This window comes from Amycolatopsis sp. cg5, from assembly GCF_041346955.1.
Lineage (GTDB): Bacteria > Actinomycetota > Actinomycetes > Mycobacteriales > Pseudonocardiaceae > Amycolatopsis.
The window spans coordinates 9143082-9168954 of sequence record NZ_CP166849.1 but is presented as its reverse complement, the minus strand read 5'-3'; the positions used below and the strand labels follow the sequence as shown (position 1 = coordinate 9168954).

Genomic DNA, 25873 nt, shown 5'->3' with positions numbered 1-25873 from the left:
TCCCTTCTGGCCAGTGGAAGTAATCTGGACTACACTGTGCGCTATGCGAATGCTTGTGCGCACTTAGAACAGTGCCTTAACGGAGGTTCCTCGATGCCGGAGACAGCTGCGAGAAGTCCTTGGGTGGTGCCGCTCGCCTGGGCGGCCGTGCTGCTGGACGGTTTCGACCTGGTGGTGCTGGGCGTGGTCGTCCCGGTGCTGCTCGCGGGCAAGGTATGGGGACTGACCGCGGGCTCGGTCGCCGTGGTGTCCACGTTCGGCCTGGTCGGCATGACCATCGGCGCGATGGCCATCGGCACGATCACCGACGTGATCGGGCGGCGCAAGGCGCTGATCATCGCGGTCGCCTCGTTTTCGGTGTTCACCGCGTTGTGCGCGGTCGCGCCGTCCGCGTTCTGGTTCGGCCTGCTGCGCTTCCTGGCCGGGCTCGGCCTCGGCGGCTGCCTGCCGACCGCGATCACGCTGGTCACCGAGCACTCACGCCGAGGAAAGGGCAACAGCGCGGCGACCACGGTGATGACCGGCTACCACGTCGGCGCGGTGCTCACCGCCCTGCTCGGCATCTCGGTCATCCCGGCCTTCGGCTGGCAGGCGATGTTCGTCATCGGCGCGCTGCCCGCGCTGGTGCTCGTCCCGTTGATGCTGCGCTACCTGCCGGAGTCGGAAGCCTTCCGGCAGGAGGAGGGCAAGCCCGGCGTCGAGGTCGTCGGCAAGCTGTTCAAGGGCGGGCTGCTGCTGTCGACGATCGCGTTCTGGGTGACCTCGTTCATGGGCCTGCTGCTCGTCTACGGCCTCAACACCTGGCTCCCGCAGATCATGCGCGTCGCGGGCTACCCACTCGGCGCCGCGCTCGGCCTCCTGCTCACGTTGAACCTGGGCGGCATCGTCGGCCTCCTCATCGCGGGCTACGTCGCGGACCGCGTCGGCGTCCGCCGCTCGACCATCACCTGGTTCGTCGCCGCAGCCGCGTTCTTGGCTCTGCTGAGCGTCAAACTGCCCTCGATCGGCCTGTACATCGCGGTCTTCCTGACCGGCATGTTCGTCTTCAGCGCCCAGGTGTTGGTGTACGCCTTCGTCACCCGCACCTACGGCGCCGAGATCCGCGCGACCGGCCTCGGCTGGACCGCGGGCGTCGGCCGCCTCGGCGCCATCACCGGCCCGCTACTCGGCGGCTTCCTCCTCGACGCCGGCATCGCCTACCCCTGGGGCTTCTACGCCTTCGCCATCGTCGGCGCACTCGGCGCCGCCAGCATCACCTTCGTCCGCACCCGCTCCCGCACCCCCGTGGGCTAACCCCGCCAGGCCGGGCTAGCGTCCCGACTCCCCAGGCACGCGTGCCGACTCCCTGGGTACGCGTGTCGTCCATCCAGGTACGCGTGTCGTCCGTCTGTGTACGAGTGGCGTCCATCCATGCACGCCTTGGGCGCAAGGGTCGTGAGTGTTTTCGCCGGTTATTGAGCGGAAGGTCAAAGGTGGCGTGTCTGGTTGCTCGGCTGCGGCGGGGTGGCTGTGTGGGAAATGCGTCGTTGAACGACGCAAACCGCACTCACCCAGGCACTTGGCCCAGGTATGAGAGGGAGCCTTCATCCACGCTCGGTTCGGGTGAGGGAGGCCCTCACCCGAACCGCACGGGTCAGGGCCTCGCTCACCCGTATATACGGTCGAACTAGGCCCCCACCCCGCGAATCCGAGCGAACTAGGCCCTCACTCAAGCCAGACCACGCCCCTGACACGAGCGAGGCAGCCGAGCAGGGGTCGTGAGTGTTTAGACCGGTTAGAACCGGCCGTACCGCTCACGACCCCGGGCGACGGTGGCGGGTCGAGGGGACGCGCAGGATCTTGGCGTCGGCCGGGCTCAACGACTTGGCGAGGAAGACGGCGGCGCCCCAAGACCGGATCAGGGTGCGGGACTCCGCGATCAGCAGCAGGTCCGTCTCGGGGTCGGTGGCGAACTCGATCGCGTAGCGCAGCAGCGAGGTGCAGCGCTGGGTGACGTCGTCGGCGATGACCTCGGTCGCCCACGCGGTGATGCGCAGGTCGTGGTCGAGCGCGAAACGGCGGCAGCTGTCGCGGAGTTCCGCGAGACTCGCGGCGGCGGAGGACGCCGTGCAGCAGTAGGCGGTCGCCGATGGCAGGCGTGCCAGTTTCGGGTGTCCGAAAACAATCATGGGGTAGCCCCTTCCCACGCACTCAGTGTGCGGAAGGGAAAAGGGGACGTCAGCGGCTCAACGGCCTTGGGCGGAAGATCCGTTAGCCTCTTGTTTTCAGTACAAGCGGGTGATAATCCGCCGTTCGGCGGTAACCTCTTGCGCGTGATCGGTGACTCCGACCGTCGAGAACAGTGGCTGCGAGCCTCCCAGGACATCACGGGCGCCTTGTTGTCCGGTGATGATCCGCGTGCCGCGCTACGCGTGGTCGCGGAGCGGGCGCGGCTGCTCGCGGACGCGCCCATCGCGGTGATCGCCGTGCCGGACGAGGACAATGCGGCGAACCTCATTTTCGATGTCGTCGACGGTGTCGGCATGGGTGGGGAAAAGGTGAACGGTCTTTCGGTGCCGATCGCCGAAACGGGATCCGGGCACGTCTATCTCAGTGGCCGGTCAATGATTTTCAATCAATACGGCGACAAGGTTCGTGCCAGGTCGAAAGACCCCGAAGGGGAACTGCCGGAGCGGGTCACCGAACTCGACTCTTCGGTCGCCGTTCCGCTTTCCTTCGCCGACGAGGTGCTCGGCGTGCTGTTGCTGGCGCGGTTCCACGGTCAGCCCGAGTTCACCAACGCCGATCTCGAACTCGCCGAGAGTTTCGCCGCGCATGCCGCCGTCGCCATCCAGTTCGGCCGCGCGGCGGAAGCGCGCCGGATGCTCGCGATCTTCGAGGACCGCGACCGGATCGCGCGCGATCTGCACGACCTGGTGATCCAGCGGCTGTTCGCCATCGGGCTCGGCCTCGAAGGCGTCAGCATGCAGTCTGAACCCAAGACCGCTGACCGGCTGACCGCGTTCACCAAACAGCTCGACGAGACCATCCGCGAGATCCGCCGCACGATCTTCTCGCTGCAGGAGGAGCCGGACGGCCAAACGAGCCTGCGCACCGAAATGCTGCGCTGCGTGCGCGAGGTGACGGCCGCGCTCGGGTTCGAACCCAAGGTTTCCTTCGACGGCCCGCTCGACTCGCTCGTGCCCGACGTTGTCCGCCCGGACCTGCTCGCGACGCTGCGCGAGGCGCTGTCCAACGCCGCGCGCCACGCGAAGGCCTCGGCCGTCGACGTCGACATCCGCGTCGACCGTGACGGCACCGAGCTCGTCCTGTCCGTCACCGACGACGGTGTCGGCCCGCCGGACGAGCCCGGCAGGCGCAGCGGGCTCTCGAACCTCGCCAGCCGGGCTGAACGCTGGCGCGGCTCGTTCACCTTCAAGCCGGCGCCCGGCGGCGGGGCCGCGCTCAACTGGACCGTGCAACTACCCCGGGAGGCCCGAGTATGACGATCTCCGTGTTCCTGCTCGACGATCACGAACTGGTCCGCGAGGGCCTGCGCACCGTGCTCGAGAACGCGGGTGACCTGGAGGTCGTCGGAGAGGCGGGCTCGGCGGCCGAGGCGCTGGTGCGGATACCGGCCGCCAAGCCGCAGGTCGCGATCCTCGACGTGCGGCTGCCGGACGGCGACGGCGTCACCGTCTGCCGCGAGATCCGCTCGGTGCTCGACCCGCCACCCGCCTGCCTGATGCTCACCTCGTACTCGGACGACGAGGCGCTGTTCGGCGCGATCATGGCCGGCGCGGCAGGCTACCTGCTCAAGCAGATCTCGGGGATGGATCTCGTCGCCGCCGTCCGGACCGTCTCGGACGGCGGTTCGCTGCTCGACGCGAAAGTCACCGCGACGGTCATGTCCAGGCTGCGTGGCGAGACCGGCGCGATCGATCCGCGGTACGCCTCGCTCAGCCCGCAGGAGCAACGCGTGCTGGCTCTGATCGCCGACGGCCTGACCAACCGCGAGATCGCCAGACGGCTCTATCTCGCGGAGAAGACCGTGAAGAACTACGTGTCCGCTGTGCTGCACAAACTGGGTCTGACCAGGCGAACGGAGGCGGCGGTCTACGCCGAACGGAACCGGCTGAAGGGGCCATCTACTTCTGAGTAGGGTCCTTCGGCCCTGGTTGCTCTTGCACGCATCCCCGAAAGTGGAGATCACCGTAGTGGGTGAAGTGCAGGAGTGGATATGTTCGATTCAGTCGGTCCGGAGGTGTTGGACCGCCTCGCGTGCCTGGAGCTGCTGGGCAGCGTCGGTCTCGGCCGGATCGTCTACACCGAACGCGCCATGCCCGCGATCCAGCCGGTCCAGTTCACCGTGCACGAAGAAGCCGTGATCATCCGCGCGAGCCCAGGCGGCAAACTCTCCGCGGCGGCGCGCGGCGCGGTGGTCGCGTTCGAGGCAGGGTCCTTTTCGGAGGATCTGTCCAGCGGCTGGAGCGTCCGCGTGGTCGGGCAGGCCACCGAGATCCGCTGCCCACTCGAAGTCGCCGCGCTCAACGGCATTTCCCTGCCAGGCTGGTCTCCCGCGCCCGACGACCTCTACCTCCGGATCCCCATCGAGGTCGTGTCCGGCCGCCGCATCCCGACGAGCAGACCGACCTGAACCCGCGCTGTCCCCATAACCCCGGGGATAAAGCGGGCTTTACTCCCCGGGATAAAGCCCGCTAAACATCGGGGAGTAAAGCCCGCTTTATCCCGGTAGTGGGGGTTCGAGCTGGTCGGGGATGACCGAGCCGTCGGGGCGCAGCACGGGACCGGCGCTGCCGTCGGGGTTCGTGTAGGCCGTGGTCGAACATGGGTACGCAGCGGTCTTTTGGGGCAGTGGCTGGATGAACATCGGGTTCACCAGCCATTTTCCGTCGCCGTCACCGAACGCGTGGCACATCAGCTCGGCCTTGTTCCGGTTGATCACCAGCCGCAGCCCGCGCGCGTCGCCGGTGAACATGACGTCCGTGGTCGAGTCGCCCGCCGCGAACACCTGACGCCCGCGCGTCGTCCACGCCGCCGGCCCGCGCACGCCGAAGATCTCCTGGTTGATCCAGCAGCGCTTGCCGTCGATGTACGTGATCGCCGCGCTGTCACCGCCGCACGGCACGAGTCGCGTGGTTTGCTTGCCACGCGCGATTTCCGTGCGCACGCCGATCACGTGATCGGGTGCGATTCCCACGCCGGCCGCCCACACCTTCGCGACCACATCGGCGGACGCCGACACGATCCACACGTCGAACCGGGCGCGCTGCAGGGTGCGGATCAGGTCGCGTTGCTGGTCGTAGTAGCGCACCCAGCCGGTGACCTGCTTGCTGCCGACCCGCTGCGTGGTCCCGATCGGCGCGGCGAGATTTTCCCGCCGCGCGGCCAAAGTGAACGCCGCGATCTCCCACGGCGGGTGCCCCGCGAGCAGCTGCGCGGCCCACGCGTACTGCGGCTCCACGCGCCGGTGATTCCAGCCGGAGAAGGCCGCTTTGCCGCCTGAAGTCTTGCCGTCGGTGTAGATCGACAGGATCTCGTCGGCGCACCGGGTGTCCGAACCGCTGGTCCACAGTGGACCGCTGCCGCACGAAGCCGACAGCGAACCGGCGGCGTCGTCGGTCAGGAAGGCCGAGGTCGACTTCCAGTCGCGCGGCGCGACGATCTTGTCGTTGCGCAGCATCCAGAACGTCATCGCGTCGCCGATGTCGTTGCGCACCACCGTGTTGTCCCAGTCGAAGACCGCGACGCCGCGTTCGGCGCAGATCATTTTCTGCAGCTCAAGGCGGTTCTGGCCGGACCAGCCCTGATCCGCCTTGAGCTGCGGGCAAACCGGGTGGCGTGCCGGCGCCGCCTGCGCGGGCGGCGCCACGAGCCCGAGCACCGCGACGACCGCCGCCAGCACGCCACCCAGTTTCATCCCAGCTCCTTGAGTTCCTGCTCGACGGCGGCCAGTTCCGCCTCGGACCCCTGCACCTTCGGGCCCTTGAACCACTTCCGCGCGGACAGTACCCACCACAGCGCCGCGCCGCCGAGCACCACGAGGAACGCGATCGGGGTGTAGTTGAAGCTGTCCACGGTGATCGGCGAGACCTGCGGCAGCATGAACAGCACGAAGATCAGCGCGACCCAGATCGTCGCCACGATGCCGACCGGCTTGCCCCACTTGCCGAGGTTCCACGGGCCCTTCTCGAAGTCGTCACCCTTGCGGACCCGCAGGAACACCGGGATCACATAGGCGACGTATAGCCCGACGACCGCGATCGACGTGACCGCCGCGTAGGCCGTCGCGCTCCACAGGTAAGGCAGCGCCAGCAGCATCGCGCCGCCCGCGGCGAGCCAGACCGCGTTGGTCGGGGTCTGCGTGCGCTTGTTGATCTTGTGCCAGAAGGTCGACCCGGGGATCGCGCCGTCGCGGGCGAACGCGTAGATCATCCGCGAGTTCGCGGTCACCGATGCCATGCCGCAGAACAACTGCGCGCCGATGCAGATGAGCAGCAGCAGCTTGCCGGTGGTCGCGCCGGTCGCGTCGATGAAGATCTGCGCGGGTGGCACACCGGTGGCCGAGCCGACGGCGCCGTCGTAGTCCTGGATCGCGAAGGTGAGCCCGATCAGCAGGATCCAGCCCGCGACGAGCGAGACGAGGATCGAGTTGATGATGCCGCGCGGTCCCGCCTTCGCCGCGTTCTTGGTCTCTTCGGTCATGTGCGCGGACGCGTCGTAGCCGGTCAGCGTGTACTGCGCGAGCAGCAGCCCGAGCGCGAACACGTACACCGACGAGCCCCAGCCGGTGTTGTTCACGAAACTGCCGAACACGAACGACGCGCTCTGGTGCTTGTCCGGCACGACGATCAGCACGCCGACGATCACCAGCACGCCGAGCAGGTGCCACCAGACGCTGATCCCGTTGAACAACGCCACCAGCTTCACGCCGAAGGTGTTCAACGCGCCGTGCACGACCAGGATGATCGCGAGCAGCAGGATCGTGTGCCCCGGCGTCGCCGCGTAGCCGAACTGCAGGTCCAGGAAGGCGTTGAGGAACAGCGCGGCGCCGAAGTCGATGCCCGCGGTGACCGCGATCTGCCCGATCAGGTTGAACCAGCCGGTGAACCACGACCACGCGGCGCCGTTGCGCGGCGCCAGTTTCGCGGCCCAGTAGTACAGCCCGCCCGCGGTCGGGTAGCTCGAACAGACCTCCGCCATGCCGAGGCCGACGAGCACCACGAACACGCCGACCAGCGGCCAGCCCCAGATCATCGCGGCCGGGCCGCCGGTCTTCATGCCGAACCCGTAGAGCGTCAGGCAGCCGGAGAGGATCGAGATGATGGTGAACGAGACGGCGAAGTTGGAGAACGCCGACATCGTGCGTTTCAGCTCTTGGGCGTACCCGAGCTTGTGGAGGAGGGCGGCATCGTCATCGGCGCTCTGCTTGTCGGACACGTCCATGGGCACCCACTTAAAAGGTATACGGACAGACCATTGAGACCCGCCGAAGTTAGACCCCGCTGCTCAGAGGTGTCAAGGTCCCGTCAATAACTTGTTCTCCAGCTGCTTGGCCGGTGGCCAAGCGCCCTCGAAGGTGTTCGAGATGACCGTGTGGGTGATGCCGCGCGCGGGGTCGTGCACGCTGCGGAACGAGACGCCGGGGTCGCCGCCCTCCAGCATCACGATGTCGTCCCGGTGCCGCCAGAAGCCGAGCGCGTAGCCCTTGCCGCCGTGCTTGGTCGTCGGCGTGCGCCTGCGCAGCACCTCGGCCAGATCAGGGATCAGCTTGCCCGCGAACAAAGCCGCCCAGAACGCGTGGATGTCCGCGGCGGTCGTGTAGACGCCGCCGTCGCCGTTGCCGCGCACCGGCAGGTCGAAGAGATTGGACCGCTGCTCCGAGACGTAGCCCGTCGCCATCCGGCCCAACAGTTCGTCCGAGCGCAGGAACTCGGTGTCGCCCATGCCCGCGGGCTCACACACCCGCGTTCGCACGAGATCGTGGAACGGCACGCCGCTCACCCGCTCCGCGATCAACGCGAGCACGACGAATCCACCGTTGCAATAAGAGAAATCAGTACCCGCCGCGAATTTCGTCGGATAACCGTCGAGCACCGGAACGAAGCTTTCGGTCGTGTCGAGCAGCGCGACATTGAAAACCGGTTCTTCTTCGGCTTCTTCGTCGTAGTAATCGCCGATACCGGAGCGATTCGAGAGCAAATGCTCGACGGTGACGTCGTCGGCGATCAGCGGCAGGTCGCCGCCGAGCACCGAACGCGCGGTGGTCGACAGCGACAGCCTGCCTTCGGCGATCAGGCTCAGCACCGTGACCGCGGTGAGTCCCTTGGTGCCGCTGGCGATCGCGAAGCGGGTGTCGACGGTGTTGGCGACGCCATGGCCGCGATGCGCGAAACCATAGGCCTTCGCCAACACCGTCTCACCGTCGCGATCAACGCGGATCACGCCGGAGAAATCCTGGGGCGGTTCGATCATTCACCCAGGATCAACGGTTTCAGCGGAAAGCGCGAACGCTTTCCAGAGCCGTGTCCGGCTGGTCGGCGAAAAAGCCGTCGATTCCTGCCCGCAAGTACGCCTCTTCTTCCGCGAAGACGTTCCCGTAGCGCGCCGGGTCGGCCGACGAGCGCAGGCCGACCGGCAGGAAGTTGTTCTCGTTGCGGAAGGTGTACGGCTGCACCTGCAGCTTCGCCGCGTGCGCGTCCTTCACGAGCGAGGTCGGCTTGGTGAGGTTGCCGGTCGCGTCGAGCGGGATGATCTGCGCCTTCTCCGGGCCGAGGTAGGTGGCGTAGCGCGCGATCTCACGAAGACCGGCCGGGGTCACCAGGTCCTTGTACGTGCGCGGGTCGCCCTTCGCGACGAAGTCGGCCGGCGCGCCGGTCGCCGAGGTCAGCTGCAGCAGCGGCACGCGGACCTGCTTGTGCAGCTCGATCAGGTTGCTCACCTCGAACGACTGGATGATCACCGGCGCGTTCGGCCGGTTGAGGCCGTTGCGCTTGAGGATCTCGACCAGCTTCGGCTCGGTCGGGTTGCCGAGCTTCTGGAAGTAGGTCGAGTGCTTGACCTCGGGGTAGGTGCCCAGCGTGCGGTGCAGTTCGCGGCCGAGACGCTTGGTGAGGTCGAGCACCTCCTGATACGTCGCGATCTGGTAGCGGCCGTCGTAGAGCTGGTTGTTCGGGCGGAACTGCGGGATCCGCTCGGTCGCGCGCAGCGTCTTCAGTTCGGCGAGCGTGAAGTCCTCGGTGAACCAGCCGGTCAGCGGCGCGCCGTCGACGATCTTGGTGGTCTTGCGGCCGATGAACTCCGGGTGCTTCGACACGTCGGTGGTGCCGCCGATCTCCGGCTCGTGCCGCGCGACCAGCTGGCCGTCCTTGGTCGGCACGAGGTCGACGTCGACCCAGTCGACGCCCTGGCGGAACGCGAGCTCGTAGGAGGCGAGCGTGTGCTCGGGCCGGTAGCCGGGCGCGCCCCGGTGCCCGACGACGACGGCGCCGTCGTGGTGGTGCCCGTAACTCTCCACGCCCTGTTCCTCCGCGTTCGCCGCACCCAGTCCCGCGAGCCCGATGACGGCCAGTCCCGTCAGCGTGAGCACGCCCAGTCGCCTGCGCATCATGAATGACCTCTTCCTTGGGGAGACTGGAGACACGTACCGCGACACCCTTGTTCGCGCAAGCGACCAACGACGGTCTCCGGGCTGACCAGCGGGTGAACGCCTAGTGCCGGAATTCGCCCGCTTCGGGTCCGCGACTACGCTGCTCTGCGTGCGCGTACTGGTAATCGGGTCCGGGGCCCGTGAGCATGCCCTCGTCCTCGCTGTCGCTCAGGACCCTGCCGTCACCGCCCTGGCCTGCGCGCCAGGCAACGCGGGGACGGCCGGGGTGGCCGAGCAGCTCGGTGTCGACGCCGTCGACCCGGAGGCCGTCACGGCGCTGGCCAAGAGCTGGAAGGCCGACCTGGTCGTGATCGGCCCCGAGGTCCCGCTGGTCGCGGGCGTCGCCGACGCCGTGCGCAAGGCCGGGATCGCGGTGTTCGGCCCGTCGGCCGCCGCCGCCCGCATCGAGGGCTCGAAGGCCTTCGCCAAGGACGTGATGGCCGCGGCCAACGTGCCGACCGCGCGCAGCGAGATCGTCGACAATCCGGCGAAGCTCGACGCCGCGCTCGGCCGCTTCGGCCCGACCTGGGTCGTCAAGGACGATGGGCTCGCCGCAGGCAAGGGCGTGGTCGTCACTCCGGACATCGACCTTGCGCGCAAGCACGCGCTGATGCTGCTCGACGGCGGCCACCCGGTGCTGCTCGAGTCCTTTTTGGATGGCCCGGAGGCCTCGCTCTTCTGCTTCGTCGACGGCAAGACGGTCGTCCCGCTGCTCCCGGCGCAGGACTTCAAGCGCGTCGGCGATGGCGACGCCGGCCCCAACACCGGCGGCATGGGCGCCTACGCGCCGCTGCCGTGGGCGCCGGAAGGCCTGGTCGACGAGGTCGTGCGCGACATCGTCCAGCCCGTGGTCGACGAGCTCGTCAAGCGTGACTCGTCGTTCAGCGGCCTGCTCTACGCCGGCCTCGCGCTGACGTCGGAAGGTCCGCAGGTCATCGAGTTCAACTGCCGCTTCGGCGACCCGGAGACCCAGGTCGTGCTGGCGCTGCTGCGCACACCGCTGGCCGGGCTCCTCAAGGCGACCGCCGTCGGCAAGCTGCACAAGCAGCCCGCGCTCGACTGGGACCCGGGCGCCGCGGTCACCGTCGTGGTCGCCGCCGACGGCTACCCCGGCAAGCCCCGCACCGGTGACGTGATCTCCGGTGGTGAGATCGAGGGCGTGCTGCACGCGGGCACCCGTCGCCGCGACGACGGCGCCGTGGTGTCCTCCGGCGGCCGGGTGCTCTCGGTCGTCGGCACCGGTAAGAACCTCAAGGCCGCGCGCAAGCAGGCGTACGCCACGGTCGAGCGGGTGCACCTGGCCGGTTCGCACCACCGCACGGACATCGCGCTGCTGGCGGCGAAGGGCGAGATCACGACCCCGGCTTCGTGAAACTTAGCCAACCCCTACACCAGGGTTGGTAGCCTCGGAATTCGAGACCGGTCGGCTACCGTCCGTAGGAGGGGTGCGCGCACATGTCCGGAACAGCTGCTGTTCACGAGCTCAACTCGACCGTGCCGACGGTGCCGGGGATGGCCGATATCCAGGTCGACCCTGACAAACTGCTCGCCGTCGCCAAGATCGTCGAGGACCAGGCCAACGCGCTGCAGGACAAGCTGCGCGAGCGGCTCGGCGAGCTGCACATCGACGCGCCGTCCGACGACGCGATCAGCACCTACGCGACCAAGGCGTGGAACATGCTGGTCTCCGACGGCGACCAGTCGTACGCCAAGCGGGTCCGGTCGTACGTCCAAGGCCTGCGTGACCTGGTAGAACAGCTACGCGAGGCCGCGAAGCGGTACAAGATCAGCGAGGACGACAAGACCGCCGCGTTCGGGGACCGCGGTGTTCATCGCGCGTAGCGGGCTGCTGCTGGCCGTGCTGGCGCTGGCCGCCTGCGGGTCGGATCCGGTCGTCACGCCGACGACCGAGCCCGCGACGGCCCCCGCCTCGATGAGCAGGCCCAGCGAGCTGTCGCTCAAGGACGTCGACGCGTGCTCGCTGCTCACCGACACCCAGCTGGACCAGCTCAAGGTCAACAGCAAGCCACGCAAGACGGCCGAAGGCTGCTCCTTCGACGCCGACCTGACCAAGCCGTACTACTCGTACGGCGTGACGCCCGTCGCCGCCGACCTCGAAGCCTGGCTCAGCGGCGACCGGCGCAAATCGAGCATGACCGTCGAGCCCGCGCGGGTCGACGGTTTCCCCGCGCTGCGCAACTACCGCGCGAGCGCCGATCCGAGCGACTGCGAAACCCTGGTCGGCGTCGCCAGGGGCCAGACGATGGTGGTGCAGGCGTTCCCGGTGAGCGGCGGCTTCGGCCAGCAGCAGCTCTGTGACATGTCCCAGCAGGCGGCGGAACTCGCACTGCGGACCCTGAAAGCGAGGCCATGATGGACTTCTCGGACATCGCGGCGGTGGCGGAGACCATCCGCGGCAACCGGTTCGACGGCATGACCGACAACTCGCTCGCCGACGAGATCGACAAGTTCCGCCGCGGCCCCGGCATCAAGAGCATCGGCTCGGCGGTCGACGCGCTCAAGGCCGTCAGCGGCGCGCTCGCCGACACCGACAAGACGTTGCGTGACGAGCTGGCCAAGCTCGGCGTCGAATGGCAGAGCCAGGCCGGTGGCCAGGCAGGCCAGGTCTTCGCGAAGGAGGCCGGGTTCTCCGTCGACGCCAAGTCGAAGGTCGACCACGCGTCCGAGCAGCTCTTCTCGCAGGGCGAGGGATTCGTGCGGACGCTGCACAAACTCCCCGACGCCACCGTGATCCGCAAGGGCGCGGGCGGGTTCACGCTCACGGACAACCTGCTCAGCCTCATCGGCTTCGAGACCGATCACGTCCGCGACGTCTCCGCCGCGCTCAACGCGCGGGCGCAGGCCGTCGAGGCGATGAACGCGTACTCGGTGACCAGCGGCGACAACCTCGCGACCACCCAAGCGATGGCCGAGCCGGAAGGCCTGCGGATGGGCTCCGGCCCGACCGGCCCCAGCCCGGTGGACCTCGGCGGCGCGGCCGTCGACGTCGGGCCCGGCCCGGAGGTCAAGGAGAGCACCAAGGCCTCCCACATCTCGACCACCCACAAGCCGCCGGTGGTCGCCGCGCCGTCCCCGAGCGCCCCGACCCCGCCGATCGGTGTCCCGGCGCCGGACTGCGACCCCGTCACGACGCAACCGGTCGCCAAGGCCACCGTGCACGAGACCAAGCCGGCGTCGAACGCGACCGCGCCGGCGGCGGCCCGCCCGCCGGTCATGCCGACCGCGCCTGGCATGCCCGGAGTTCCCGGCATGCCGTCCGCCCCGATCGCGGGCGGCGCCCGGCCGGTCGCCGGTGGCTCCGGTCCGATCGACGACGTGCTCGGCGGCGCGACGACCTTCGACGGCCTGCCGACCAGCGGTGGTCAGGGCTCGAACACGGGGTCCGGCGTGCGAAGCAACCTGGGCGGCTCGGCCGGTCTGCCCGGCCTGACCAGCGGCGCCGAGCAGCACCTCGGCAAGGGCAAGGTCATGGGTTCCGGCCCGCAGGCTCCGCTCCCGCAGTCCGAAGGCGGCAGGCCGTTCACGCCGATGCCCAAGGCAGGCATGTCCGCGGGCGACATGGGCTCCGGCGCGGCGGCGATCGCGGCGGGCGGCGTCGGCGCGGCCGTCAGCGGCGAGCCGGACAAGCGCCGCACGCCCCGCGGCCCGGCACGCACCGGCAACGTCCCGCTCGCCGAGCTGCCCGAGGAAGAGCAGCGCAGGCTACGCGGCGCGGACAAGCTCAACACCGAGCAGCGCAAGCAGCGGCCAGGCCTGCTTTCCGAAGCCGCGCCGCAGGAAGAAGACGCCGAGCACGTGCGCCGCTACGGCGTCGACGACAAGGATCTCTTCGCCGACCAGCGCATGGTCTCGCCCGACACCATCGGCGACGACGCGGGTCCCCGCTGACGATGCCATCGAACAACGACAGCGTGGTGCTGTCCGCGCTGGAATTCGACATGCTCTGGGAAGTCGAGCGCCTGCCGCAGCGGCACCCCGCGCTCGACGTCCCCACCCCCGGCCTGACCCACGCCGAGCGCGCGTCGCTGGTCGAGCAGGCATGGGAGTCGCTCGCCGACCGCGGCCTGGCCCGTGGGCACAAGGCGTCCGGCGAACTCATCGACATGCTCAACCTGTTCGCCCATCCCCAGACCGCCATCGACGTCTGGGTGTGGACGGACCGCGAGATCAAGGGCCAGGCGGTCAGCGTCGGCCGTGACGCGCTGCTCGGCGTGGTCGACAACGGCGAGCTCTGGCTCATCCCGGCCCGCCCGGACACCCTGGTCGAGGCCGCCGTCTCGGTCGCGGGCGTGCTCGCGCCCGGCATCGGCCAGTCGATCAGCGTCCCCCACGAAGCACTGGTCGCCGCCGACGCGGAGGCAGCGGGCGAGGCCAAGGCGTTGGTCACCGCGCTCGAGGACCGCGGCTTGCCGCTGTGGCAAAGCCAAGAGCTCGCCGGCATGCTGCTCGGCCAGGAAGCACGCGGGCAGTTCGGCGTCGAGCGACGTGGCCGCGACGGCATTGTCCACCGCGCTGATCGCGTGGTGTCGTTCTTCGACACCGACGCGGGCCGGTACCTGTTCCAGCTCGCGCGCAACAGCGACGGGCGGGACTGGGCGACGGTCACCCCGGCCGACAACACCCTGCTCGCGGGCAAGGTCTGGGACCTGCTCGATCGCCTGTGAACCCGTTCCAGCGGAATGGGTGAGAGTTGCCAAGATCGGCACACGGAGCGCGGCCGAAGTCATACAGTATGCGCGGGAACCGCCGGCGTCAGCGACGCGTCTGACCTGGCGGACGCAGACTTTTCGCGAAGGGGATGACGAACCGTGCCGAAGTACGACCTGGAGTCGATGCGCATCGCGGCTGGGCAGGTGGACAAGCTCAAGCACGAGTTCGACGAATCGAAGAAGAAGGTCACGGGCTTCGAGCACGAAAAGGACAATCCCTTCAAAGGCATGACCGGAGCCGACGACGCGCACGGCGCGGTCGACGACTTCAAGAAGGGCGTCCACAACGAGTTCGACGCGGGCGGCGCGGTGATGGCTGGCACGGCGAACGCGCTGCGCCACGCGATGCGGCTCATGCAAGAAGCCGACGAAATCGCCAAGGACAACATCACCGTGCACCAGGACGGCCGGAAAGCGTGAGCGTTTTCGTATCGGGGAACGCTGAAGACAAGGGGGCCACGCCGTGGCGATAGGTTATCCGGACAATTGGGGTGACGTCACCGCCCAGGCGCAGCGCGTCGAAAAGGTCAATCTCGGCGCGATCAACGAGGCCTCCCGCCAGTTCGGTGAAGCGGCCGGAAAAGCCGACGACCACAACACATCGCTGACGAACTCCGTCAAAGCGCTCCGCAACGGAGTATGGGAAGGCGACGCCGCCGACGGTTTCTTCGCCTACGTCGACACCGTCACCGCCGCGGGCGACAAGGTCCGCGACCATCTCCAAGAAGTGAGCAAGGACCTTTCCGACCTCGCGACCCAGCTCAACGACATCAAGACCTCCGTGCTCAGCAAGCGCGCCGACGCCGACGACGCGATCAAGAAGGTCATCGCCGACGCCAAGGGCCAGCTGGCCACCGCGACCGCGCAGATGCACGTCTACACGGAAGGGCATGGCCCCATGCCCAACCCCACGCCCGAGCAGGTCATCAGCACGGCCAACACCCAGAACCACAAAACCGCCGAGGCCGCGGCCAAGGCGATGAAGGACCTCGTCGACTCGGCTGACGAGAAGATCGCCAAGTCGCAGCAGCTGATGAAGACCCAGATCGAGGGCGGCTATTCCTCGGTTCCCTTGCCAGGCAAGGACGGAACCCTGCCGGCCAGGACCGGCGGCGTCCACAGCAACGGCGCCTCACACGGCGGTGGCGGAGGCAGCAGCGGCGGCGGTGGCGGACTCGGCTCCAGCGGCGCACCGCCTTCGACGACCCCGCCTGGCAATGTGCAGCAATGGATTCAGGAAGCCATCAAAATCCTGCAGGCCAACGGAATTCCGGTCACCGATGCCGACATCAGCAAGATCTGGACGATCATCGAGAAGGAGTCCGGCGGTAATCCCAACGCGATAAACAACTGGGATTGCGTACCTATCGACACCATGATCCTCACGCGGCGCGGTTGGCTGAAGCACGATGAGGTCCAGGTCGGCGATGAAACCATCGGCTACGACCACGCGACCGGGTGTTCTCGGTGGACACGTGTTTCGAGGGTCGTGCACCACGATGATGCCCCGCTGGTGCGGATGGGGAATTCACGCTGGCATGCGACTACGACGCCGAACCATCGATGGGTGAGCCTGCCCCGTACGCACGTGCCCAGGGACGACCTGCCGGTGGTCTGTCCCGAATGCGGTTGGGTGCCCAAAGCCGTCGTACAGCCCGCGAACGGCGTGGCTGTACACCGCCGCAAGGTGCATGGGGTAGTGCCTCAGAAACAGCAGAACGTGTATGCCACGCAGCCACGATTCGTCACGACGGAGAGCGTCGGCTCGCGAGACCGGTTGCTGCTGAGCGCCCCCGCGAATACTGAAACCAGTCTCGACATCACTGTGCGAGAGGCGGCCATACTCGGTTGGATCGCCGGTGATGGACACGTGGAGAACCGCCTGCACCGGCCGACGGTTTCCATCGCACAGTCCAAGCCGGACATGGTCGAGTCCTTGCGGCGGCTGCTCGACGAGGTGCCGCACGCGGTATACGTCGACGATCGGGGCGGCTGCGGCCCTCGCCACCAGTTCCGGCTTGAGCACGAATATGCCCAAGATCTGCTGGCTCGGGCCGGAAATCCCAAGACGGACGCGGTCGCGCAGGTTCTCGCGATGTCATCCGAGCAGCGCGTCGCATGGCTCGACGCGATCACCGACGCTGAGGGCACCCGCTCTATGCGGCCTGGCTACACGAAACCGCAGGTGATCGTGTACCAAGCGCCCGGCGCGATCCTCGAGGCCGTGACTCTTGCGGTCTACTTGGCCGGAGCCCGACCGCGGGTGCTGCACATCGCCAGGTCCGGCCGTCCGGAGGCGTGGAGCCCGGAGGCGGCGGTCCGATCGAACAACCCGATCATCACGGGAGCGTTCCTGACCAAGGAGGATGCCGGACGGGGTGACGTCTGGTGTGTCACGACCGAACTCGGTACCTGGACGGCGCGAGATGGCGACGACGTCTTCCTGACCGGCAATTCGAATGCTGCCAAGGGAACCCCGTCCAAGGGACTCATGCAGTGCATCGACCCGACCTTCAACTCGCACAAGCTGCCCGGCCACGACAACATCTACAACCCGGTCGACAACATCATCGCCGGTGTCCGCTACACCTTCAGCCGCTACGGCGGGTTCGACGGTCACCCCGGCCTGAAGTCGATGTCGCACGGCGGCGGATACCAAGGCTATTAAGGACTCGTGAGTGGTATTGCCGGTTAGAACCGGCTGTACCACTCACGACCCAGGACTCAGGCGACCACCTGCACTCGGTCTCCTCGTTGCAGCGCGGCGAAAAATCGCTCGGAGTCCTCTTTGGACAGATGCAGGCAACCGTGTGAGAACTCGGTGAGACTGCCTTCGTGGAAGGCCACGCCAGGGTAGAAGAAGACCGAGTTCGGCATCGGCAGGTTGTACTGCCGCGACCGGTAGACCTTGTTCTTGCGGTCGACCGGCCAGGTCCCGACCGGCGTCGGGTCGGCGGGCCCACCGGGCATGGTCGGCACCGGCCCGTACACGACCTGACCGTCTTCCAGCAGCCACGCCAAGCGTTGCGACAGGCTCACGCAGGCCCGAGTGGTCGCAGCGCAAGGCATGACCGGCGCCGGCGCCGGGGTTGAAACGGGGGTAGTGGCCGGAGCAGGCGCCACCACGGGCGCGGGAGGCAGCGGCGCGGACACGGCAGGCGAGCACGCGGTGAGCGTCGCGCCGAGCAGCAAGGCGAACAAGGCTCTGTTCATGACCTCCTGTACGAGTGAGCACCCCAAAAGGTTTAGCGTGACGGCCATGGTCGACTTCCCGGGTCCCGCAGCCAGGTCCAACGTCCCGCCGTTTCACGTGATGGACGTGGTGTCCGCCGCGGGCGCCAGGCAGCGCAGTCACGGCGACCTGGTGAGTCTCGCCGCCGGGCAGCCGACGGCCGGTGCGCCCGCGCCGGTGCGCGCGGCCGCGGAGAAGGCTCTGCAGACCGCGAACCTCGGGTACACCGAGCAGCTCGGCATCCCTGACCTGCGGGAGGCCATCGCCGGGCACTACGAGACCAAGTACGGGCTCGACGTGAGCCCGGCCGATGTCGTGGTCACCACCGGCTCGTCCGGCGGGTTCCTGCTCGCCTTCCTCAGCGCGTTCCAGCCGGGTGACCGGGTCGCGATGGCGCGGCCCGGCTATCCCGCGTACCGGAATCTGCTTCGGGTGCTGGGGTGCGAGGTCGTCGAGTTCGCCACCGACGAGAGCACCCGTTTCCAGCCGACCACCGAGCTGCTCGACGGGCTCGGGCCGATCAACGGGCTGATCGTCGCGAGCCCGAGCAATCCGACCGGGACCGTGCTGCCGCCCGGTGAGCTCGCCGCGATCTCGGGCTGGTGCTCCGCGCGGGGTGTGCAGTTGATCAGCGACGAGATCTATCACGGCATCTCGTACGGCGCGGAGCTCGACTGCGCGTGGGCGTTCGGCCGCGAGGCGCTGATACTGGGGTCGTTCTCCAAGTACTTCGCCATGACGGGCTGGCGGATCGGCTGGATGCTGGTGCCGCGGCGGTTGCACCGCGCGGTCGACGTGCTGACCGGCAACTTCACCATCTGCCCTCCCGCGATCGCGCAGCACGCGTGCGTCGCCGCGTTCACGCCCGAGTCGTACGCCGAGGCCGACGGCCACGTCGAGCACTACCGCGCCAACCGTGACCTGCTCTTCGACGGGCTGCGCGGCATCGGGCTCGGCAAGGTCGCGCCCGCGGACGGTGCTTTCTACGCCTACGTGGACGTTTCCGAGCACACCACCGACAGCCTCTCCTGGTGCCAGCGGCTGCTGGCGGACACCGGGGTCGCCATCGCCCCTGGCGTGGACTTCGACCCGGTCGACGGCAACCGGTTCGTCCGGCTCTCCTTCGCAGGCAGCCGCACTGACGTCGAAGAAGGCGTGCGCCGCATCGGCGCTTGGCTCAAGTGAGGGACGTCGTGCGACCCTCCTCAGGGGGAACCCTGGTCGTTCCCTGAACGTTGGCCGGAAGACAGGAGTTTCCGGGCCGGACGTGGCAGCCTTGAGGACAAGGGCCAAGGGGGTCCGGAACCGAGCGGAGGAATGTCATGTTCTGGAAGATCGTCGGTGCGTTGATCGTCATCTGGCTGGCGTTCACCGTGCTCGGATTCGTGATCAAGGGGCTGTTCTGGCTGGCCATCATCGGTGGCGTGCTGTTCCTGGGCACCGCGGCCTACGGCGCCATCAAGGGCGGCAAGGACCCGAAGCGGATCAAGTACTAGGGCTTGCGGCCTACCCCGCCGAGTGTCGTGAAGTTGCAGGGCGAGAGCGGTGAGAACCGCGGCCCGTCCGGCCACCACTCGTGCGGGTAGGTCAGGCCTGGTTCCACCAGGTCGAGGCCGTCGAAGAACGAGACGATCTCGGCACGCGTGCGGTACAGCGTGTCGAGACCGGTCCCGTTGAAGCGGTCCTGCAGTGACTGGGCGACATCGCTCGACTCGCTGCCGTCGCCGGGGTTGAACTGGTGCGCCAGCACCAGGTACGAGCCCGGCGCGAGCGCGTCCACGTAGGCGCGCACGATTTCCTGTGCCTGCGCGAGATCTTCGATGTGATGGATGATCGCGCAGAGAATGAGGCCGACCGGTCTTCTCAGGTCGATGTGCCTGGTCACGTCGGGGTCGCTGAGTGTCTCGCGTGGCCGGGTGAGGTCGTTGCCCGCGATGTGGGTGAAGTCGTTGTCGGCGAGCAGCTGCCGTCCGCGCTCCTGCACCACCGGGTCGTTGTCGACGTAGACGATCTGCGCGTGCGGGCTGTAGCGGTGCGCGATCGTGTGCGTGTTGTCCGACGTGGGGAAGCCGGATCCGAGGTCGATGAACTGCTCGACGCCGACCTGGTCGGCGAGGAAGCGGACCGTGCGCTTGAGCCAGTCGCGCAGTTCCCTGGCCATCACCAGTGCTTCCGGCGCCAGCTCCAGTATTTGGCGCAGCACCTCGCGGTCGGCTTCGCGGTGTTCGTGACCGCCGACCAGAGCGTCGAAAACCCTGGCGATGCTGGGTCTGTCGAAGTCCGCGGGAGACGTCATGAGGAAACCCCGTCGTGACATGCGTCCGGCATATGACGGGGTCCACTCTAGGCCATCTCGCTCACCGCGGGTGAGCGGATGGACCGCTACCGTCACATTGGGCTAACCCACCTGGCTTCGCGCGTCCTCCGCGCCCAACCAGCGGTGTGCCTTCCAGCCTGCGGCGATGGCGCCGTCGACGTTGACCTGGCGGTCGTCGAAGAACAGGCAATCGCCGGGGCGGGCGTCCAGCTTGGCGGCGACGAAGTCGTAGATCCGCTTGTCCGGCTTGGCGAAGCCGACGTCGCCGGAGAAGACGAGCGTCCGGAAACACGTCGCCCACTCCTGCCGCTCGACGACCCGGCCCATGCTGGACGGCGCGTTCGACAGCAACGCGAGCGGAGCGCCCGCCTCGGCCAGCGCCGCCAGCAACTCGACCGTCGACGGCTCGAGCTCCAGCCAGCCTTCGATGTCGAGCGCGGTCAATTCCTCCGACAGCGTGGTGTCGACGCCGACGCCCAGCGCGGCGCCGATTCCGCCCCAGTACTTGGGATCCGGCAGCCCGCGGTCGTAGGCGTCACGCAGTTCCCAGTACCGCGGCTCGAAATCCTCCGCCGTGACGCCCATGGTGGCGGCCAGCTTCGGGATCGCCCGAGTCCGCTTGACGATGACCTCGCCGTAGTCGAAGACCGTCCAGTTCACGAAGCACTCCCCGTCTTGATCCGGCGCAGCGCGTCTTCGACGGCGGTCGCCGCGAGATCGCGGTGCAGTACGAAACGCACCTTCCCCGACATCGGGAGCGCGAGAATTCCCAGTGTTCCCAAGTGATCCAGCGCCATCCGGAGATCGGGGACGCCGGCGAGCACGATGTTGGTCTGCGGGGTGTCGACCTCCCAGCCGAACTCGGTGAGCCCGGCCGCGAGCCGTCGCGCCGCCTCGTGCGTCTCGCCGAGGTCGCCGACCCGGTCGAGCGCGACCAGGCAGGCCGCGGCGAGGATCCCGCCCTGGCGCACGCCCCCGCCGAGCATCTGCCGCATCCGCCTGGCGCGGTTCACGAACTCCTCGCTGCCCGCGACGACCGAGCCGACCGGCGCGCCGAGTCCTTTGCTGAAGCACGCCGAAACCGAGTCGACGCCGACGGTCAGCGCCGCGGGCGGCACGCCGAGCGCGACGGCAGCGTGCCACAGCCGCGCGCCGTCGAGGTGGACCTTCAGTCCCTTGTCGCGCGCGGCGGCCACGAGCTGCGCGTGCTCGTGCGGCGGGGTGACCGCGCCGCCTGCCGCGTTGTGCGTGTTCTCCAGGCACAGCAACGTGGTCCGCAGCGTGTAGTACGGCCCGTCGGCCATGCCCGCGGCCATCTCCACCGCTTCCGGCGTCGGGCGGCCGGGCCCGGCGTCGTGCTCCAGCGGCTCGGGCATGCCGCCCGCGAGCCACGCCGCGGAACCGAGTTCGTTGTTGAGCACGTGCGCCCCGCGCGTCGCGAGGAAGCGGTCTCCGCGCTTCAGGTGCAGGCTCAGCGCGATCAGGTTGGCCATGGTGCCGCTCGGCGTCCACAACGCGTCGGCCTGGCCGAGCACCTTCGCGGCGCGCTGCTCCAGCGCGCGCACGGTCGGGTCGGTGTCGATCACGTTGTCGGCGACCTCCGCGGACGCCATCGCGGTGCGCATCGTGTCATCCGGGCGGGTGACGGTGTCAGAGCGAAAGTCCAGCTGAGCTGCGGTGAAGGTCACGGTTCGATCACATCACAGACTGCTGCGCACTCGCAAACGCTTCGGTGGTGCAACCGTGGACGCCCCCGGTTCCGTCTATCACCTCGAAAGCGAAAGAGCGGAGAACACAGGCGCGTGAACCAGCGCGACGAGCAGGAATTCGCGGAGTACTTCGCTGCGAAGCGCGACTCCGTGCGCCGAACCGCGTACATGCTCTGTGGCGACTGGCACAAGGCCGACGATCTCGCGCAGACGGCGTTCGTGGCCCTGCATCGGAGGTGGACGAAGATCCGGGACCGCGCGGCGACGGACGCCTACGTCCGCAAGACACTGGTGCGCGCCTCGATCGACGAGTCGAGACGGCCATGGCGCCGCGAACGGGACACCGAAGTCCTGCCGGAGCCGGACGTCGTCGGTGATCGGCTCGACGACCAGGTGGCGACCAGGCAGGACCTGATCGTCGCGCTGCGCCAGGTGCCGCCCCGGCAGCGTGCGGTGCTGGTGCTGCGCTTTTTCGAGGGAATGGACGTCAGCGGGGCGGCGAAGGCGCTCGGCTGCAGCGAAGGCAATGTGAAGAGCCAGACGGCGCGAGGACTCGCGAACCTGCGCGAGGTGCTCGGTGAGGAGGTGGAGACCAATGGATGACCGCGAACTGGAACGCCTGTTCGCCGGCGCGCCGGGGGAACCGCCTGCCCCGTCGTTCGACCACGGCGACATCGTCAGCGAGTCCAAGAAGATCACCGCGCGGCGACGCAAGGCGGCCGGGGTCGCTGGGACATTTGCGGTACTTGTCCTGTTCGGTCTCGGCGCGATCCGGCTCTCCGGCGCGATCGGCGGAATGACCGAGACGGCAAGCGCACCAGGGAACGCCGCCGTTGACACCCAATCGGGTGGTTCGGCGCAACCTCTGGACTCCTCCGGGCGTCCCACTAGCGGTGGGGAGAAACAAAGCCTTCCCGGCACGACTCCCATGCAGGGGGGTGACGCGTCAGGGAAGAACGGCCCTCGGGCCGGCAGCGCCCTCGGGTGCGAAGCGGTGGACGAAGAGCTCGCCACAGCCCTCGCTGGCGAGCTCTCCGTCCCCGTGACGGCCCCCACTATCGGTGCCTTCTGTGGGACGGCGCCACGCTCCGCCCGGTTCCCCGTCGACGGCGGCCAAATGGACATCGCGCTACTGCAGCCCGGCACCGCCATCCCGCAGGCGCCGGACTCGGCGACCGCGTCCGCGACCACGGCCAAGGGACTGATTCTCGTCGTGCGCAGCGTCCCCACCACCGGAAATACCACGCCTCCGTTCGCGGCGGACCTCTCACGCGCCGTGAACCGGCTGGCCGCCCGGTTCTAAACTGGTCCGTCATGACCGCAGCAGCCAGCACACCCAAGGGTGAACGACGACGCGCCGCGCTCGTCGAAGCCGCTGCCCAGCTGCTCGGCGAGGGCGGGTTCGACGCCATCCGCCACCGCGCCGTCGCCGAACGAGCCGACCTGCCGCTCGCGTCCACGACCTACTACTTCGACTCGCTCGACGAGCTGGTCATCGCGGCCGTCGAGCACTACTCGTTCACCGAGCTCGCGGAAAGCCGCAAGCGCATCGAGGAGCAGTCCGACCCGGGAAAAGGCGTCGAGGGACTGCTCGACCTCATCCTCTTCATGCTGCTCGGCGACCAGACCGGTGACACCGAGGCCGACAACGAGGCCGTCGTGCTGCGCTACGAACGGCTCGTCGCCACCGGCCGCCGCAAATACCTGCGGCCGGTCATGCGCAAGATCACCGTCGAGTTCAACGCCCAGCTCGGTGAGATCTTCTCGCGGGCGGGCCGCCCGCTGCCGCCGCCTGCCGTGGAACGGCTGGTCGCGCTCGTCGACGGCGCCGTCGTCAACGCGCTGATCGAGATCGACCCCGATCCGCGCGGGGTCGCGAAGCGGATGCTGCTCGCCGAACTGGCTTGAGTATCTTGGGGACGTGAAGCCTCGTATCGCGAACGTCCTGGCCGGCCGCTACGCCTCTCCCGAGATGGTGACCCTCTGGTCGGCCGAGGAGAAGGTCAAGCTGGAGCGCAGGCTCTGGCTCGCCGTGCTGCGGGCGCAGGCCGACCTGGGCGTCGAGGTCGGCGAAGGCGTCGTCGAGGACTACGAGCGCGTGCTGGACAACGTCGACCTCGAGTCGATCGCCGCGCGCGAACGTGTCACGCGTCACGACGTGAAGGCCCGCATCGAGGAGTTCAGCGAACTCGCCGGGCACGAGCACATCCACAAGGGCATGACCTCGCGTGACCTCACCGAGAACGTCGAGCAGCTGCAGCAGCTCCGTTCACTCGAACTGATCCGCTCCCGGGTCGCCGCCGTGCTCGCCAGGCTCGGCGCGCTGGCGCTGGAGCACACCGACCTGGTGATGGCCGGGCGCTCGCACAACGTCGCCGCGCAGGCCACCACGCTCGGCAAGCGGTTCGCGTCCGCGGCCGACGAGCTGCTGGTCGCCTTCTCGCGGCTGGACAACCTCATCGAGCGCTACCCGCTGCGCGGCATCAAGGGCCCGGTCGGCACCGCGCAGGACATGCTCGACCTGCTCGGCGACGAGTCCACTTTGGACGAGCTGGAGGACCGGGTGATGCAGCACCTCGGTTTCAACCAGCGCTTCGACAGCGTCGGCCAGGTTTACCCGCGCTCGCTCGACTTCGACGTACTGTCCACTGTGGTCCAGCTGGCGGCCGGACCGTCCAGCCTCGCCAAGACGATCCGCCTGATGGCGGGCAACGAGCTGGTGACCGAGGGCTTCAAGCCCGGTCAGGTCGGCTCGTCCGCCATGCCGCACAAGATGAACACGCGATCCTGCGAGCGCGTCAACGGCCTCGCGGTCGTGCTGCGCGGCTACCTGTCGATGATCGGCGAGCTGGCGGGCGACCAGTGGAACGAGGGTGACGTCTCGGATTCCGTGGTGCGCCGCGTCGCGCTGCCGGACGCGTTCTTCGCGCTCGACGGCCTGCTCGAGACGTTCCTGACCGTGCTCAACGAGTTCGGCGCCTTCCCGGCGGTCGTCGCCCGCGAACTCGACCGCTACCTGCCGTTCCTGGCCACCACCAAGGTGCTGATGGCCTCGATCCGCGCCGGCGTCGGCCGCGAGTCCGCGCACGAGGCGATCAAGGAGAACGCGGTCGCCGCCGCGCTCGCCATGCGTGAGCAGGGGCTCGCCGAGAACGACCTGCTCGACCGGCTGGCCGCCGACGAGCGCATCCCGCTCGACCGTGGCGAACTCGACAAGCTGCTGGCCGACCGGATCTCGTTCACCGGTGTCGCGCCCCGCCAGGTCGACGCCGTGGTCAAGCGCATCGAAGACGTGTTGGAGCGTTTCCCCGAGGCGAGGGGCTACGCACCTCAGCCGATCCTGTAGCGGAGGTCACGGCAAGGCGTTCACAGAGTGGGACGAATAGGGCGTGGACGGGCAACCTTTCTACTCTCGCCCCATGAGATCCACGCTGTCGAAAATCCTTGCCGTCACTACCGTGGCGCTCGCTCTCACCGCTTGCGGTACCTCCGCCGACTCCGGGCCCAAAACGCTGCGGGTCGGCACGCTCACGGACGCGCCGCCGTCGATCTACCTGGAGAACGGCAACTTCACCGGGTACGACAACGAACTGCTGCGTGACATCGCCAAGCGCGAGGGCTTCGAGGTCCAGTTCGTCGGCACCGAGTTCGCCAGCCTGCTGGCGAATGTGGCGAACGGCCAGTTCGCCATCGGCAGCTCGACGATCTCGACCACCGAAGCACGCAAGAAGACCGTGGCGTTCAGCAACGGCTACAGCACCGGTTTCACCACCATCGTCACGAAGAAGGGCGCCGGGCTGACCGCGCTGCCCGCCTTCGCGGGCAAGCGACTCGGCGTCGTGCAGGCCTCGGTCCAGGACGACTTCGCGACCAAGGTCGGCGGCGCCGAGGTGGTCAGGTTCCCCGACTACAACGCGGGCTTCGCGCAGCTCAAGAACGGCACCCTCGACGGATGGGTGGTGCCCAAGGACATCGGGCAGAAGTACCTCGACCAGAACCCGGCCGTTCCGCTGGAGTTCGGCTACACCGTCGAGACCAAGGACACCCCGTCCGCGTTCGCCGTCTCCAAGAAGGACAAGGACCTGCTGGCCAAGCTGAACGACGGGCTGGCCAAGGCGGTCGCGGATGGCACGGTCGCGCGGTTGCACGCACAATTCTTCAAGACCGAGCCGCTGCCGAAGGAACTCGAGCAGGGCGGCCCCGGTCTGCCCGTCCAGAACCCGGGGGTCTGAACCA

26 protein-coding genes and 2 pseudogenes are annotated in these 25873 nt (G+C 68.2%); 19 read left to right on the top strand and 9 right to left on the bottom strand.

What is annotated here, in order from left to right; genetic code table 11:
* Window positions 1–93: 93 nt before the first annotated feature.
* Window positions 94–1293: an MFS transporter gene (locus AB5J62_RS41750; protein ID WP_370945575.1), complete on the top strand. Its 1200-nt coding sequence runs from the start codon at window positions 94–96 to the stop codon at window positions 1291–1293.
* A gap of 500 nt (window positions 1294–1793) precedes the next feature.
* On the opposite strand, the gene AB5J62_RS41745 is transcribed toward AB5J62_RS41750, so the two are convergent.
* Entirely contained in the window at window positions 1794–2168 is a 375-nt protein-coding gene (locus AB5J62_RS41745) for a hypothetical protein (protein ID WP_370945574.1), read from the bottom strand.
* 144 nt (window positions 2169–2312) lie between these two features.
* On the opposite strand from AB5J62_RS41745, the gene AB5J62_RS41740 reads away from it, so the two are divergent.
* From AB5J62_RS41740 to AB5J62_RS41730, 3 genes are all read left to right on the top strand, one after another.
* Window positions 2313–3485 carry a GAF domain-containing sensor histidine kinase gene (locus AB5J62_RS41740; protein ID WP_370945573.1) on the top strand — a complete coding sequence of 391 codons (1173 nt, stop codon included), beginning with the start codon at window positions 2313–2315 and terminating at the stop codon, window positions 3483–3485.
* Complete coding sequence (locus tag AB5J62_RS41735) at window positions 3482–4141, top strand: response regulator (protein ID WP_370945572.1); 660 nt, start codon at window positions 3482–3484, stop codon at window positions 4139–4141. Before AB5J62_RS41740 ends, AB5J62_RS41735 begins: the two co-directional genes overlap by 4 nt.
* A gap of 78 nt (window positions 4142–4219) precedes the next feature.
* Window positions 4220–4636, top strand: coding sequence for a pyridoxamine 5'-phosphate oxidase family protein (locus AB5J62_RS41730; RefSeq protein WP_370945571.1), 417 nt, complete (start codon window positions 4220–4222; stop codon window positions 4634–4636).
* Window positions 4637–4723: 87 nt separating this feature from the next.
* Here the strand turns inward: AB5J62_RS41730 and AB5J62_RS41725 are convergent, their stop codons facing one another.
* The 4 genes from AB5J62_RS41725 to AB5J62_RS41710 form a co-directional block, all read right to left on the bottom strand.
* Window positions 4724–5920 (bottom strand): HAD family hydrolase, encoded by a 1197-nt coding sequence (locus tag AB5J62_RS41725; protein ID WP_370945570.1) that lies wholly within the window; start codon window positions 5918–5920, stop codon window positions 4724–4726.
* The gene (locus AB5J62_RS41720) at window positions 5917–7446 is read right to left on the bottom strand and encodes an amino acid permease (RefSeq protein WP_370950478.1); all 1530 of its coding nucleotides are present in this window, start codon (window positions 7444–7446) and stop codon (window positions 5917–5919) included. The genes AB5J62_RS41725 and AB5J62_RS41720 overlap by 4 nt, the downstream gene beginning before the upstream one ends.
* 72 nt (window positions 7447–7518) lie before the next feature.
* Window positions 7519–8475: a serine hydrolase domain-containing protein gene (locus tag AB5J62_RS41715; RefSeq protein ID WP_370945569.1), complete on the bottom strand. Its 957-nt coding sequence runs from the start codon at window positions 8473–8475 to the stop codon at window positions 7519–7521.
* A gap of 19 nt (window positions 8476–8494) precedes the next feature.
* Window positions 8495–9610, bottom strand: a complete 1116-nt coding sequence (locus AB5J62_RS41710) for a glycerophosphodiester phosphodiesterase (protein WP_370945568.1) — start codon at window positions 9608–9610, stop codon at window positions 8495–8497.
* 148 nt (window positions 9611–9758) lie between these two features.
* Here AB5J62_RS41710 and purD point away from each other — a divergent pair, with 148 nt between their 5' ends.
* From purD to AB5J62_RS41670, 8 genes and pseudogenes are all read left to right on the top strand, one after another.
* On the top strand, window positions 9759–11021 hold the full coding sequence (gene purD / locus AB5J62_RS41705; RefSeq protein ID WP_370945567.1) for a phosphoribosylamine--glycine ligase: 1263 nt from the start codon (window positions 9759–9761) through the stop codon (window positions 11019–11021).
* Window positions 11022–11104: 83 nt separating this feature from the next.
* Complete coding sequence (locus tag AB5J62_RS41700) at window positions 11105–11491, top strand: hypothetical protein (protein WP_370945566.1); 387 nt, start codon at window positions 11105–11107, stop codon at window positions 11489–11491.
* The gene (locus AB5J62_RS41695; protein ID WP_370945565.1) at window positions 11475–12023 is read left to right on the top strand and encodes a DUF3558 domain-containing protein; all 549 of its coding nucleotides are present in this window, start codon (window positions 11475–11477) and stop codon (window positions 12021–12023) included. Before AB5J62_RS41700 ends, AB5J62_RS41695 begins: the two co-directional genes overlap by 17 nt.
* Entirely contained in the window at window positions 12020–13558 is a 1539-nt protein-coding gene (locus AB5J62_RS41690) for a hypothetical protein (protein ID WP_370945564.1), read from the top strand. The genes AB5J62_RS41695 and AB5J62_RS41690 overlap by 4 nt, the downstream gene beginning before the upstream one ends.
* Window positions 13559–13560: 2 nt before the next feature.
* Entirely contained in the window at window positions 13561–14334 is a 774-nt protein-coding gene (locus AB5J62_RS41685) for an ESX secretion-associated protein EspG (RefSeq protein WP_370945563.1), read from the top strand.
* Window positions 14335–14478: 144 nt separating this feature from the next.
* Window positions 14479–14799, top strand: a complete 321-nt coding sequence (locus AB5J62_RS41680; protein ID WP_370945562.1) for a hypothetical protein — start codon at window positions 14479–14481, stop codon at window positions 14797–14799.
* Between the two features lie 43 nt (window positions 14800–14842).
* Window positions 14843–15136: pseudogene (locus AB5J62_RS41675) on the top strand (WXG100 family type VII secretion target); the annotation flags it as partial.
* 1695 nt (window positions 15137–16831) lie between these two features.
* Window positions 16832–17047 (top strand): annotated as a pseudogene (locus tag AB5J62_RS41670) (transglycosylase SLT domain-containing protein); the annotation flags it as partial.
* A 56-nt stretch (window positions 17048–17103) separates the two neighbouring features.
* On the opposite strand, the gene AB5J62_RS41665 reads toward AB5J62_RS41670, so the two are convergent.
* A complete protein-coding gene (locus tag AB5J62_RS41665) occupies window positions 17104–17592 on the bottom strand; it encodes a L,D-transpeptidase (protein WP_370945561.1) in 489 nt (162 codons plus the stop codon).
* A gap of 46 nt (window positions 17593–17638) precedes the next feature.
* Here AB5J62_RS41665 and AB5J62_RS41660 point away from each other — a divergent pair, with 46 nt between their 5' ends.
* Together AB5J62_RS41660 and AB5J62_RS41655 are read left to right on the top strand one after the other, a co-directional pair.
* Window positions 17639–18796 carry a pyridoxal phosphate-dependent aminotransferase gene (locus tag AB5J62_RS41660; RefSeq protein ID WP_370945560.1) on the top strand — a complete coding sequence of 386 codons (1158 nt, stop codon included), beginning with the start codon at window positions 17639–17641 and terminating at the stop codon, window positions 18794–18796.
* Between the two features lie 137 nt (window positions 18797–18933).
* Window positions 18934–19107: a hypothetical protein gene (locus AB5J62_RS41655; RefSeq protein ID WP_370945559.1), complete on the top strand. Its 174-nt coding sequence runs from the start codon at window positions 18934–18936 to the stop codon at window positions 19105–19107.
* Here the strand turns inward: AB5J62_RS41655 and AB5J62_RS41650 are convergent.
* The 3 genes from AB5J62_RS41650 to AB5J62_RS41640 all read right to left on the bottom strand — a co-directional run bounded on the left by AB5J62_RS41650 (window position 19104) and on the right by AB5J62_RS41640 (window position 21616).
* Window positions 19104–19907 carry an SAM-dependent methyltransferase gene (locus tag AB5J62_RS41650; RefSeq protein WP_370945558.1) on the bottom strand — a complete coding sequence of 268 codons (804 nt, stop codon included), beginning with the start codon at window positions 19905–19907 and terminating at the stop codon, window positions 19104–19106. The genes AB5J62_RS41655 and AB5J62_RS41650 overlap by 4 nt on opposite strands.
* A gap of 102 nt (window positions 19908–20009) precedes the next feature.
* Entirely contained in the window at window positions 20010–20588 is a 579-nt protein-coding gene (locus tag AB5J62_RS41645) for an HAD-IA family hydrolase (protein ID WP_370945557.1), read from the bottom strand.
* The gene (locus tag AB5J62_RS41640; RefSeq protein ID WP_370945556.1) at window positions 20585–21616 is read right to left on the bottom strand and encodes a low specificity L-threonine aldolase; all 1032 of its coding nucleotides are present in this window, start codon (window positions 21614–21616) and stop codon (window positions 20585–20587) included. The genes AB5J62_RS41645 and AB5J62_RS41640 overlap by 4 nt, the downstream gene beginning before the upstream one ends.
* Window positions 21617–21730: 114 nt before the next feature.
* Between AB5J62_RS41640 and AB5J62_RS41635 the strand changes: the two genes are divergently transcribed.
* The 5 genes from AB5J62_RS41635 to AB5J62_RS41615 all read left to right on the top strand — a co-directional run bounded on the left by AB5J62_RS41635 (window position 21731) and on the right by AB5J62_RS41615 (window position 25869).
* Window positions 21731–22240: a SigE family RNA polymerase sigma factor gene (locus tag AB5J62_RS41635; RefSeq protein WP_370945555.1), complete on the top strand. Its 510-nt coding sequence runs from the start codon at window positions 21731–21733 to the stop codon at window positions 22238–22240.
* Entirely contained in the window at window positions 22233–22940 is a 708-nt protein-coding gene (locus AB5J62_RS41630; RefSeq protein WP_370945554.1) for a hypothetical protein, read from the top strand. The genes AB5J62_RS41635 and AB5J62_RS41630 overlap by 8 nt, the downstream gene beginning before the upstream one ends.
* A gap of 11 nt (window positions 22941–22951) precedes the next feature.
* Window positions 22952–23545: a TetR/AcrR family transcriptional regulator gene (locus AB5J62_RS41625; RefSeq protein ID WP_370945553.1), complete on the top strand. Its 594-nt coding sequence runs from the start codon at window positions 22952–22954 to the stop codon at window positions 23543–23545.
* A gap of 13 nt (window positions 23546–23558) precedes the next feature.
* Complete coding sequence (gene purB, locus AB5J62_RS41620; protein WP_370945552.1) at window positions 23559–24983, top strand: adenylosuccinate lyase; 1425 nt, start codon at window positions 23559–23561, stop codon at window positions 24981–24983.
* Window positions 24984–25056: 73 nt separating this feature from the next.
* Window positions 25057–25869: a substrate-binding periplasmic protein gene (locus AB5J62_RS41615; RefSeq protein WP_370945551.1), complete on the top strand. Its 813-nt coding sequence runs from the start codon at window positions 25057–25059 to the stop codon at window positions 25867–25869.
* Window positions 25870–25873: the final 4 nt, after the last annotated feature.

What these genes read in the sequence shown, in the direction of transcription:
- AB5J62_RS41615 (WP_370945551.1), top strand. Translation starts at nt 25,057, where the DNA reads ATGAGATCCACGCTGTCGAAAATCCTTGCCGTCACTACCGTGGCGCTC.
- AB5J62_RS41720 (WP_370950478.1), bottom strand. Translation starts at nt 7,446, where the DNA reads ATGGACGTGTCCGACAAGCAGAGCGCCGATGACGATGCCGCCCTCCTC.
- AB5J62_RS41655 (WP_370945559.1), top strand. Translation starts at nt 18,934, where the DNA reads ATGTTCTGGAAGATCGTCGGTGCGTTGATCGTCATCTGGCTGGCGTTC.
- AB5J62_RS41710 (WP_370945568.1), bottom strand. Translation starts at nt 9,610, where the DNA reads ATGATGCGCAGGCGACTGGGCGTGCTCACGCTGACGGGACTGGCCGTC.
- AB5J62_RS41735 (WP_370945572.1), top strand. Translation starts at nt 3,482, where the DNA reads ATGACGATCTCCGTGTTCCTGCTCGACGATCACGAACTGGTCCGCGAG.
- AB5J62_RS41650 (WP_370945558.1), bottom strand. Translation starts at nt 19,907, where the DNA reads ATGACGTCTCCCGCGGACTTCGACAGACCCAGCATCGCCAGGGTTTTC.
- AB5J62_RS41665 (WP_370945561.1), bottom strand. Translation starts at nt 17,592, where the DNA reads ATGAACAGAGCCTTGTTCGCCTTGCTGCTCGGCGCGACGCTCACCGCG.
- AB5J62_RS41630 (WP_370945554.1), top strand. Translation starts at nt 22,233, where the DNA reads ATGGATGACCGCGAACTGGAACGCCTGTTCGCCGGCGCGCCGGGGGAA.
- AB5J62_RS41700 (WP_370945566.1), top strand. Translation starts at nt 11,105, where the DNA reads ATGTCCGGAACAGCTGCTGTTCACGAGCTCAACTCGACCGTGCCGACG.
- AB5J62_RS41745 (WP_370945574.1), bottom strand. Translation starts at nt 2,168, where the DNA reads ATGATTGTTTTCGGACACCCGAAACTGGCACGCCTGCCATCGGCGACC.
- AB5J62_RS41690 (WP_370945564.1), top strand. Translation starts at nt 12,020, where the DNA reads ATGATGGACTTCTCGGACATCGCGGCGGTGGCGGAGACCATCCGCGGC.
- AB5J62_RS41660 (WP_370945560.1), top strand. Translation starts at nt 17,639, where the DNA reads ATGGTCGACTTCCCGGGTCCCGCAGCCAGGTCCAACGTCCCGCCGTTT.
- AB5J62_RS41750 (WP_370945575.1), top strand. Translation starts at nt 94, where the DNA reads ATGCCGGAGACAGCTGCGAGAAGTCCTTGGGTGGTGCCGCTCGCCTGG.
- AB5J62_RS41730 (WP_370945571.1), top strand. Translation starts at nt 4,220, where the DNA reads ATGTTCGATTCAGTCGGTCCGGAGGTGTTGGACCGCCTCGCGTGCCTG.
- AB5J62_RS41715 (WP_370945569.1), bottom strand. Translation starts at nt 8,475, where the DNA reads ATGATCGAACCGCCCCAGGATTTCTCCGGCGTGATCCGCGTTGATCGC.
- AB5J62_RS41685 (WP_370945563.1), top strand. Translation starts at nt 13,561, where the DNA reads ATGCCATCGAACAACGACAGCGTGGTGCTGTCCGCGCTGGAATTCGAC.
- AB5J62_RS41725 (WP_370945570.1), bottom strand. Translation starts at nt 5,920, where the DNA reads ATGAAACTGGGTGGCGTGCTGGCGGCGGTCGTCGCGGTGCTCGGGCTC.
- AB5J62_RS41625 (WP_370945553.1), top strand. Translation starts at nt 22,952, where the DNA reads ATGACCGCAGCAGCCAGCACACCCAAGGGTGAACGACGACGCGCCGCG.